Source organism: Syntrophorhabdaceae bacterium (genome assembly GCA_035541755.1).
GTDB lineage: Bacteria > Desulfobacterota > Syntrophorhabdia > Syntrophorhabdales > Syntrophorhabdaceae > PNOF01.
Genome location: DATKMQ010000098.1, coordinates 24,285 through 31,474, shown reverse-complemented (window position 1 = coordinate 31,474; position 7,190 = coordinate 24,285). Strand labels below are relative to the sequence as shown.

8 protein-coding genes are annotated in these 7,190 nt (G+C 51.6%); 6 read left to right on the top strand and 2 right to left on the bottom strand.

What is annotated here, in order from left to right:
• The 6 genes from VMT62_10000 to panD form a co-directional block, all read left to right on the top strand.
• Positions 1-644: MBL fold metallo-hydrolase (locus VMT62_10000; protein HVN96751.1), on the top strand; the 644-nt coding region annotated here is incomplete at its 5' end.
• 100 nt (positions 645-744) lie between these two features.
• Positions 745-945, top strand: coding sequence for a hypothetical protein (locus VMT62_09995; protein HVN96750.1), 201 nt, complete (start codon positions 745-747; stop codon positions 943-945).
• Entirely contained in the window at positions 946-1,092 is a 147-nt protein-coding gene (locus VMT62_09990; GenBank protein HVN96749.1) for a hypothetical protein, read from the top strand.
• 293 nt (positions 1,093-1,385) lie between these two features.
• A complete protein-coding gene (gene panB / locus VMT62_09985; GenBank protein HVN96748.1) occupies positions 1,386-2,180 on the top strand; it encodes a 3-methyl-2-oxobutanoate hydroxymethyltransferase in 795 nt (264 codons plus the stop codon).
• 1 nt (position 2,181) lies between these two features.
• Positions 2,182-3,027 (top strand): pantoate--beta-alanine ligase, encoded by an 846-nt coding sequence (gene panC, locus VMT62_09980; GenBank protein ID HVN96747.1) that lies wholly within the window; start codon positions 2,182-2,184, stop codon positions 3,025-3,027.
• A 1-nt stretch (position 3,028) separates the two neighbouring features.
• Positions 3,029-3,403, top strand: coding sequence for an aspartate 1-decarboxylase (gene panD / locus VMT62_09975; protein ID HVN96746.1), 375 nt, complete (start codon positions 3,029-3,031; stop codon positions 3,401-3,403).
• A 33-nt stretch (positions 3,404-3,436) separates the two neighbouring features.
• Here panD and VMT62_09970 read toward each other — a convergent pair whose 3' ends face one another.
• Both VMT62_09970 and VMT62_09965 read right to left on the bottom strand, forming a co-directional pair.
• Positions 3,437-6,418, bottom strand: a complete 2,982-nt coding sequence (locus VMT62_09970) for an AIR synthase-related protein (GenBank protein HVN96745.1) — start codon at positions 6,416-6,418, stop codon at positions 3,437-3,439.
• Position 6,419: 1 nt separating this feature from the next.
• Positions 6,420-7,181: a sugar phosphate isomerase/epimerase family protein gene (locus VMT62_09965; GenBank protein ID HVN96744.1), complete on the bottom strand. Its 762-nt coding sequence runs from the start codon at positions 7,179-7,181 to the stop codon at positions 6,420-6,422.
• Between the last annotated feature and the right edge of the window lie 9 nt (positions 7,182-7,190).

The following is a 7,190-nucleotide window of genomic DNA, read 5'->3' as shown; positions in this document are numbered from 1 at the left end:
TTGACGATTTCTACCTGTATATCTGGCTTTCCTACGAAGCGAACAACTGTAACACGGTCTTTATCGACGGGCAGGTACCGGCACTTATAGACCCCGGTCACGCACGACTCTTTCACCACGTGTCCACAGGTCTCGCAAACGACGGTAAAGACGTGAGCGAAGTGAAACTCCTTATCGGTACCCACTCTCATCCGGACCATATAGAAGCCATGGAATATTTTGGAGACGACACATTACGGGCTATCAGCAAGGACGAACATTCCTATCTCACAAACGGGGGCAAGGAGCTCTTTCTCATGACAGGATGCGAGGCGCCGAAGAAACCCTTCACGCTCCTCTTGAGTCAAGGATCGTTCAACCTGGGGGACAAAGAGTTTACGGTCATCAAGACGCCGGGCCATTCTCCCGGTTCTGTCTGCCTTTACTGGCAAGAGAAGAGGCTCCTCATATCAGGAGATACCCTCTTCTCCATGGGTATAGGCAGAACGGATCTCACAGGAAGCGACATCAATGCCTTGAAGGCGAGTATCGCGACGCTAGCCGAGCTCGACATCGAGTACCTGGTACCGGGACACGGAGAGATCATACGGGGTAAAAAGGTGGTAGAGAGAAACTTCAAAATGATACTGGGGGAATTCTTTTGACAGAAGGCCCAAGCGCACGGTATTGACAATGCGCTGAATAAGTATAGACTATTGTAGTGGACGGAGAAACCGGTGTCTGGAAAGAACATAAGGAGGAAATGTGCGGATACCTGATGAATACACGTGCAACCTGTGCGGATACGCATTTTTCGAGGGGGAGGTGCCCTCTCGGGAGCTCTTTTGCCCGAACTGTGGGAGCAGTACGGTCATTAAAGAACTGACGTACGACGAATTTTTCGACGATGACGAGGCGTTTATCCATATGCTGGAACGCGGGGAATATACGAACGACGGGATGTAAATGACCCTCGGGGAGACAGTACGGGAAGCGATTATTCGCCTCAATCCCAAATTTGACGAACTTGCCGACGGCGAGGCAGAATTTGTGAGCGCCGATAAAGAAGCCAAGACAGTTACGGTCAGGCTCTCGGGTGGAAGACTTCACTGATGCGGTGACTATGCCCTCGGTCTGTGGGTAGAAAAGCTCCTTAAACAAGAAGTGCCGGACTTGAAAGAGGTCCTGACCATCCGATAGGCGAGGGACTCTGCTCTCGCGGTTTGGTTCGACATTCATGGTCAATCCACCCCGTAAACCCTGCAGAAATAAATATTGACTTTTTCCCAAATAAGATGCATTTTATTATATATACCGCTTGGATCCATCTGGACCGAGACGGAAGGGATTGTAATTATAAGCCTTCTGAGCACGTTCAGAAGGCTTTTTGTTTTGAGGGGTAAACGATGGATAAGATGACCGTACCGATTCTTAAGGGCATGAAAGGCAAAGAAAAGATTGCCATGCTCACCGCGTACGATTACCCTGTGGCCAAAGTCCTCGATGGCGCGGGGGTACATACGATCCTTGTTGGAGACTCAGTGGGGACCGTCATCCTCGGCTACCCCAACACCATGCCGGTTACCGTTGAAGACATGATCCATCACACAAAAGCCGTGGCCAGGGCTGTGAGAAACGCCTTCGTTATCATCGACATGCCTTTTATGTCCTATCAGGAGAGCATCGAACAGGCAAAACGAAACGCCGGCAGGATGATTAAGGAGAGCGGGGCGGAGGCGGTGAAGCTGGAGGGCGGATCCAATATGAAGGAGACCATCCGGGCGATTGTCGACATCGACATACCGGTCGTAGGCCATATCGGTCTCACGCCGCAGTCCATCCACCGCATGGGCGGTCACAAGGTGCAGGGAAAAGGCGATACCGCGGCAAAACTCCTCGAAGACGCCAGGTCCGTAGAGGAGGCTGGTGCATTTATGGTTGTCATCGAAGGCGTGCCCAGGGGACTTGCCAAACAGATAACGGATGCGCTGTCCATACCTACTATAGGCATCGGGGCAGGTCCGGATTGTGACGGGCAGGTCCTCGTGATAAACGATTTGGTGGGACTCGCCGGTGAATTAAGGCCTAAATTCGTCAAGACCTATCTCAATCTCCAGCAGGAAATCGAACAAGCGGTGAAAACATTCGTGGACGAGGTAAAGACGGGCACCTTTCCTGACGACGCCCATTCATATCACTGAAATGAAGATCGTAAAGACCGTTAAAGAGATGCAGGCGTTCTCCGAAGAGGCACGGAGAACAAGAAAAATCGGGTTTGTTCCGACCATGGGGTATCTCCACACGGGGCATCTCTCTCTCGTGGCAAAAGTCAGGGAACTCGCCGACATTGCGGTTGTCAGTATCTTCGTGAACCCCATACAGTTCGGGCCCACTGAGGACCTCGCCAAGTATCCTCGTGATTTTGACAGAGACGCGGCGCTTCTTAAACACGAAAAGGCCGACGTCATCTTCTTTCCTGATGCACACGATATATACCCGCAAGGGTTTTCAACGTACGTGGAAGTAAAAAACCTCGAAGACCATCTCTGCGGGAAAACACGGGCCGGCCACTTCGTGGGGGTTGCCACCGTGGTGACAAAACTCTTCAACATCGTCAAGCCCCATGTCGCCGTGTTCGGGCAAAAGGATTTCCAGCAACTCGTCATCATTGAGAAGATGGTAAGGGACCTGAATATGGATATTGAGATCGTGGGCTATCCCACGGTCAGAGAAAAGGACGGGCTGGCCATGAGTTCCCGTAACACCTACCTCACCGGGGCTGAACGTGACAAGGCGTTACTTATCAACGCATCCTTGAAAAAGGCGGAAAAACTATTCAGAGAAGGTGAGCGGAATACGGCCGTGATCAAAAAAGAGGTGGAGGGTATGCTACGTCAAAAGGAAGGAATCAACATCGAGTACATAAACGTCTGCGATACCGCCACGCTTGAAGACCTTACAAACGTGGGCAAGAGGGCCGTGCTGGCTATTGCCTGTCGTATAGGAAAAACAAGACTCATAGATAATACCATTTTAACGGAGGCTTAACATGGAACGAAGGATGATGAAGTCAAAGATCCACAGGGCGATAGTCACGGAAAGCAACCTTGATTACGAAGGGAGCATCACTATTGACTCTCATCTTATGGAGAAAGCCGATATCATCCCCTATGAACAGGTGGATATCTATAACGTTACATCAGGTGAGCGTTTTACCACCTATGCAATCCGGGGAGAGGCAGACTCCGGCGTAATCTGTATCAACGGAGCTGCGGCCCATAAAGCAAAAAAAGGTGACATGATTATCATTGTCACCTACGGTTCCTTCAATGAATCTGAATTGAAATCTTTTCAGCCGAAAAAAGTCTACGTGGACAGCCAGAATAAAATCAAGAACGAACGACTAAGGGCTGTTAACAACTGATTCGGCGTTATCTTTGAGAATGCCCTCCGCGTTTTAGAACTGTTCCTTGAAGGGCGCCTGCCAGGCGTCCTTCAACAGACCGATCTGAGTATCGATGATAAGATTGCCATTCATACCCCGGATCATAAACCGTTCATCGTCTCGTACCCTTCCGGCCACGCCAAACGGCACACCTTTGAAGATTTTTTCAAAGGCAGGTAAGTCCCCATCCCTCATCGTCACCAGGAATCTGCTCTGCGATTCGGAAAAGAGCAGAAAATCGTCGCGATAGATGCCCTGACTCGGTATCCGGGCGCAATCTATCTCTATGCCCAGACCGCCCGCAAACGAGCTTTCGGCAAGACCGCACACCAGGCCGCCATCGGAGACATCATGGCAGGACCGGATAATACCGAGCTTTATGGCTCGCTCGAGGGCGACGTAGGTCTTTTTGGCAATACCCGGGCGCACCCTGGGAGGGATATTGCCCTGGCGGTTAAAATGGGCAAAGTATTCTGAGCCTCCCAACTCCGCATAGGTCTTACCGACCACGACCACCATATGGCCTTTCTCTTTCACATCCATGGTCACTGTTTTTCTCACATCGTCAATCACAGATATGGCCGACATGAGGACCGTCTGCGGCACGGAAATCTTTATATCATTGAACATATAATCGTTCTTCATGCTGTCCTTCCCGGAGATGCACGGGGTTCCAAAAAAGGTCGTGTAGTCATAGAGCGCCCTATTCGCCCGCACGAGCTGGGCAAGCTTGTATTCTCCTTCGGGGTTTCTTTCTGAGGCCACCGGATCGGACCAGCAGAAATTATCGAGTAACGCCATCCTCTTCAAAGAACCGCCAGAGGCGAGATTATTTCTAATGGCCTCGTCCACCGCGCAGGCCATCATGTGGTAGGTGTCAAAGCGGCTATACTTGGGACATATACCGTGGCTCACCACAACGCCGTTTAAGCTTGCGAGGTCCGGCCGCACCACTCCTGCGTCGCTCGGTCCGTCATTTTTCTCACCGGTCAGCGGCTTTATCACGCTTCCACCCTGCACTTCATGGTCGTACTGTCGTACCACGTACTCCTTGCTGCACACGTTCCATCGTCTGAGCACACCGGTGAGCGCGTGAAGGCAATCTGTGGGCTCGGCAAGCGGCTCTTCGTCTACGATCACGCGCTGCCATGTCGCTTTCAGGTCCATCTTGGGAAGTCCCTCATGCAGGAATTGCATGTCCAGGTAGGCCACGGTCTTGCCGCCGTATAGCGCGTGGAACATGCCCGTGTCGGTAAACTGGCCGAGCACCGTGGACTCCACGTTCATCTTTCGGGAGAGATCGAGAAAGCTATCGAGATGTTCCTTACTCACGGCAACCGTCATCCTCTCCTGGGCCTCCGACAGGAGTATTTCCCACGGTGAGAGGCCGTGGTACTTGAGCGGCGCCCGCTCGAGGTGAATGACACATCCGTTCGTATCGGTCGCCATTTCTCCAATAGACGAGGAAAGACCTCCGGCACCGCAATCGGTAATGGATGTGTAAAGACAGCGGTCTCTGGCGATCAAAAGAAAATCGGTCATCCTCTTCTGGGTGATGGGGTCTCCGATCTGGACTGCGCTCGTTGGTGAAGCCTCGGAAAGCTCTTCTGACGAAAAGGTCGCCCCATGTATCCCGTCTTTCCCGATGCGCCCCCCGACCATGAGAATAAAGTCTCCTTTTCGGGCCTTCTTAAGATAAGACTCTTCCCCCTGAATTTTCACGGGCATGATGCCGCAGGTACCGCAAAAAACCAGCGGCTTGCCGAGATATCCCCTGTCGAACACGAGCGACCCGTTGATGGTGGGGATGCCGCTCTTATTACCCCCGTGCTCCACCCCTTCCCTTACTCCGTTTAAGACCCTCTTTGGATGAAGCAGCCTGGGAGGTATGTCGCCCTTATAATCGGGCACGGCAAAGCAGAAAACGTCCGTGTTGAACACGAGTTTCGCCCCCTTGCCCGTGCCGAAGGGGTCGCGGTTCACGCCCACGATGCCGGTCAGCGCCCCGCCATAGGGATCCAGCGCGGATGGCGTATTATGGGTCTCGACTTTGAAGGCCAGATTATAGCGTTTGTTGAATTTAATCACGCCTGCGTTGTCCTTAAAAACAGAGAGGCAGAAATCCTTCTTCCCCTTCTTGTCCCTTATGGCCTGAGTAGATCCCACGATATACGTCTTAAAGAGACTCTCAATCCGCTCTCTCTTGCCGTCCTCCTCGTAATCGATGGAGGCATTGAATATCTTATGCTTGCAGTGCTCGGACCATGTCTGCGCGATAACTTCTATCTCGACATCCGTGGGCTTCTCGTCAAGTCCCGCTCCGTTTCTCTTGTTTCTCACATCGGCGCCGGCAAAGTATTCCCTGATCACGCTCAACTCTTCCCGGGACAGCGCCCAGGTTCTCTCTCTGTTGATCTTGAGAAGCCTCTCCATGTCCATACCGAAATCAAAGGTTTCGACGATAGGCTCCGCGCCAAGCGCCACTTTAGGAACAAAGACGCCCATGCCTTGATCATCTTTGTATTGGGCTATAGTCTTATAGCCGTATCTATTGATCAGCGTGTTTGCCAGCATGCCTTCGGAAATGGCCTTCACGTCATGCTCCGATAAAGACCCTTTCAGAAAATACATCCGTGAAGTGTAGACCGCCTCGCCGTTCTGGAAGGCCGCACCGTGAATCGCCTCGATTACTTCTTTCGCAGTCCTTCCCACGTTATCCGTGACCCCCGGTCTGAAGCCGACCTCTATGACCCAGTCGGCATCAAAGAGGGTGAAACCGTCTGTTATGCTCTTCTGAATCACCGGATCCACAAACGCATCACTCTCCATGATCTCCACCGTGCGTTCGTCCGTCACCGCATCAACGGTATAGACGTCGACCACGTGGGCCGCTTGGATCTCAAGACCGAAATCGGTTTTTATCCTCTTTCTTAGTTTCCCCGCCGGTACGTCATTCACGTTGTCTTTGTATGAGACTTCTATTCTGTAGGCCATATTATGATAGAAACTCCTTTAATCTTTTTATGCTTTCCGCAGCGTAGTTCTGGTCGTGGATCTCCGTGGTATAGAGTATACCGTCAAGACGACTTATCAGTCTTTTCAGTTCCCGGAAAGGGAAAGTCCCCATGCCGATAGGCATGTGATCGTCAGATGCGCCTCGATTGTCGTGGAGGTGCATCTCCCGTATCTTCTTGCTCAAAGGCATGAGCCAATTCTCAACAGAAACCTTGGAGAAAAGATTGAAGTGACCCGAGTCAAAACAGAAATAGAGGCCCTTGCCCTCGAAATGTCCCAAGAGCTCGATCAGGGTCGATGGTTCTTCTTCGAAGATATTCTCTATCATCACGGGAAGATCCTTGTCGGCCTCTTTGAGCACGTCCTCCCAGGTATCGAGGCTCGCATTGAGCCATACCTGCGCTCGCCCGTCGTAGAACCATTTATTATACCCGCCGTGGCAGACGATCCCTTTGGCATGCAGTATATTTGCCATCTCGATCGACTTCTTCAATTTGTCCTTGGTGATGCTTCGTATGGTATGATCGACACCACCGGGGCTCAAATCCATAAAGGGCGCGTGGACTGTGCAGACGATCCCTTCATTGTCGAGAAGACTGGAGAGCATCTTTGCATCCTCACGCCCTACCCGGTCTATAGCATCGTTATCAAAATAGATTTCTATGCCTACCCCAAACTCTTTAATACGCCGGATATTCTCTCTTATCATCGCGTACGGAACATTCGTCAATACCTCTGTCAATGCTTGATT

Excerpts from the sequence above, each read along its gene's own strand:
- VMT62_09990 (HVN96749.1), top strand. The coding sequence starts at position 946 with ATGACCCTCGGGGAGACAGTACGGGAAGCGATTATTCGCCTCAATCCC.
- panB (HVN96748.1), top strand. The coding sequence starts at position 1,386 with ATGGATAAGATGACCGTACCGATTCTTAAGGGCATGAAAGGCAAAGAA.
- panC (HVN96747.1), top strand. The coding sequence starts at position 2,182 with ATGAAGATCGTAAAGACCGTTAAAGAGATGCAGGCGTTCTCCGAAGAG.
- panD (HVN96746.1), top strand. The coding sequence starts at position 3,029 with ATGGAACGAAGGATGATGAAGTCAAAGATCCACAGGGCGATAGTCACG.
- VMT62_09970 (HVN96745.1), bottom strand. The coding sequence starts at position 6,418 with ATGGCCTACAGAATAGAAGTCTCATACAAAGACAACGTGAATGACGTA.